This is a genomic window from Paenibacillus sp. 3LSP, from assembly GCF_032465655.1.
Lineage (GTDB): Bacteria > Bacillota > Bacilli > Paenibacillales > Paenibacillaceae > Fontibacillus > Fontibacillus barengoltzii.
Map to the genome: position 1 here is coordinate 1 of NZ_JAWDJI010000063.1, position 2,066 is coordinate 2,066.

Below are 2,066 nucleotides of genomic sequence, written 5' to 3' on the forward strand. Positions count from 1 at the left end.
ACCCCTTCTCCCGAAGTTACGGGGTCATTTTGCCGAGTTCCTTAACGAGAGTTCTCTCGCTCACCTTAGGATTCTCTCCTCGACTACCTGTGTCGGTTTGCGGTACGGGCCGCTGTTTTCTCACTAGAAGCTTTTCTCGGCAGTGTGACATCAGGAACTTCGGTACTATTATTTCCCTCCCCATCACAGCTTGTCCTTAAGAAAAGAAGCATTTGACTCCTCTTCAGACTTACTGCTTGGACAGACATTTCCGATCGTCTGCATTCCTTAGCCTCCTGCGTCCCTCCATTGCTCAAACAAAAACAACGGGTACAGGAATATCAACCTGTTATCCATCGCCTACGCCTATCGGCCTCGGCTTAGGTCCCGACTAACCCTGGGCGGACGAGCCTTCCCCAGGAAACCTTAGTCATTCGGTGGACAGGATTCTCACCTGTCTTTCGCTACTCATACCGGCATTCTCACTTCTAAGCGCTCCAGCAGTCCTCACGATCTGCCTTCGACGCCCTTAGAACGCTCTCCTACCAATACACCTAAAGGTGTACTCCACAGCTTCGGTAATATGTTTAGCCCCGGTACATTTTCGGCGCAGGGTCACTCGACTAGTGAGCTATTACGCACTCTTTAAATGGTGGCTGCTTCTAAGCCAACATCCTAGTTGTCTGTGCAACCCCACATCCTTTTCCACTTAACATATATTTTGGGACCTTAGCTGGTGGTCTGGGCTGTTTCCCTTTCGACTATGGATCTTATCACTCACAGTCTGACTCCCGGATATGAATGAATGGCATTCGGAGTTTATCTGAATTCGGTAACCCGAGATGGGCCCCTAGTCCAAACAGTGCTCTACCTCCATCATTCTCAATTCCGAGGCTAGCCCTAAAGCTATTTCGGAGAGAACCAGCTATCTCCAAGTTCGTTTGGAATTTCTCCGCTACCCACACCTCATCCCCGCACTTTTCAACGTACGTGGGTTCGGTCCTCCAGTGCGTTTTACCGCACCTTCAACCTGGACATGGGTAGATCACATGGTTTCGGGTCTACGACTACATACTCAAACGCCCTATTCAGACTCGCTTTCGCTGCGGCTCCGTCTCTTCAACTTAACCTCGCATGCAATCGTAACTCGCCGGTTCATTCTACAAAAGGCACGCCATCACCCATTAACGGGCTTTGACTTGTTGTAGGCACACGGTTTCAGGTTCTATTTCACTCCCCTTCCGGGGTGCTTTTCACCTTTCCCTCACGGTACTGGTTCACTATCGGTCACTAGGGAGTATTTAGCCTTGGGAGATGGTCCTCCCGGATTCCGACGGAATTTCTCGTGTTCCGCCGTACTCAGGATCCTCCTAGGTGTCTTCCACATTTCGTCTACGGGGTTTTTACCCTCTTTGACTGACTTTTCCAAGTCATTCGACTATCTGAAAGAACGACCATATCGGAGTCCTACAACCCCAACAAGCAAGCTTGTTGGTTTGGGCTTTTCCCGTTTCGCTCGCCGCTACTCAGGGAATCGAATTTTCTTTCTCTTCCTGCAGGTACTTAGATGTTTCAGTTCTCTGCGTCTACCTCGAATGTGCTATGTATTCACACAATCGTAACATCCTATTAAAGATGCTGGGTTCCCCCATTCGGAAATCTCTGGATCATAGCTTACGTACAGCTCCCCAAAGCATATCGGTGTTAGTCCCGTCCTTCATCGGCTCCTAGTGCCAAGGCATCCACCGTGCGCCCTTATTCACTTAACCTTATCAACCTTGCGGTTGGGTTTTGATCCTTCTTCTAGCGATAGAAGTTAGATCAAGAAAATAAGCAATTGAACTTATTAAAAAACTCATTCAACGCGGTGTTCTCGGTTTGTATTACTTACATTTACTTCAAATATCCAGTTTTCAATGAACAAAAGTGTTTGAGAGTAAACCTCTCAAAACTGAACAAAGTAAAAACAAATTGTGTAGTCTCCGTAATATTCCTTAGAAAGGAGGTGATCCAGCCGCACCTTCCGATACGGCTACCTTGTTACGACTTCACCCCAATCATCTATCCCACCTTAGGCGGCTGGCTCC

General features: G+C 48.2%; 2 rRNA genes. Both read right to left on the reverse strand.

Going from position 1 to position 2,066, the window contains the following annotated elements:
* Positions 1-1,748, reverse strand: a 23S ribosomal RNA gene (locus tag RW092_RS04765); the annotation flags it as partial.
* A 229-nt stretch (positions 1,749-1,977) separates the two neighbouring features.
* Positions 1,978-2,066 (reverse strand): 16S ribosomal RNA (locus RW092_RS04770); the annotation flags it as partial.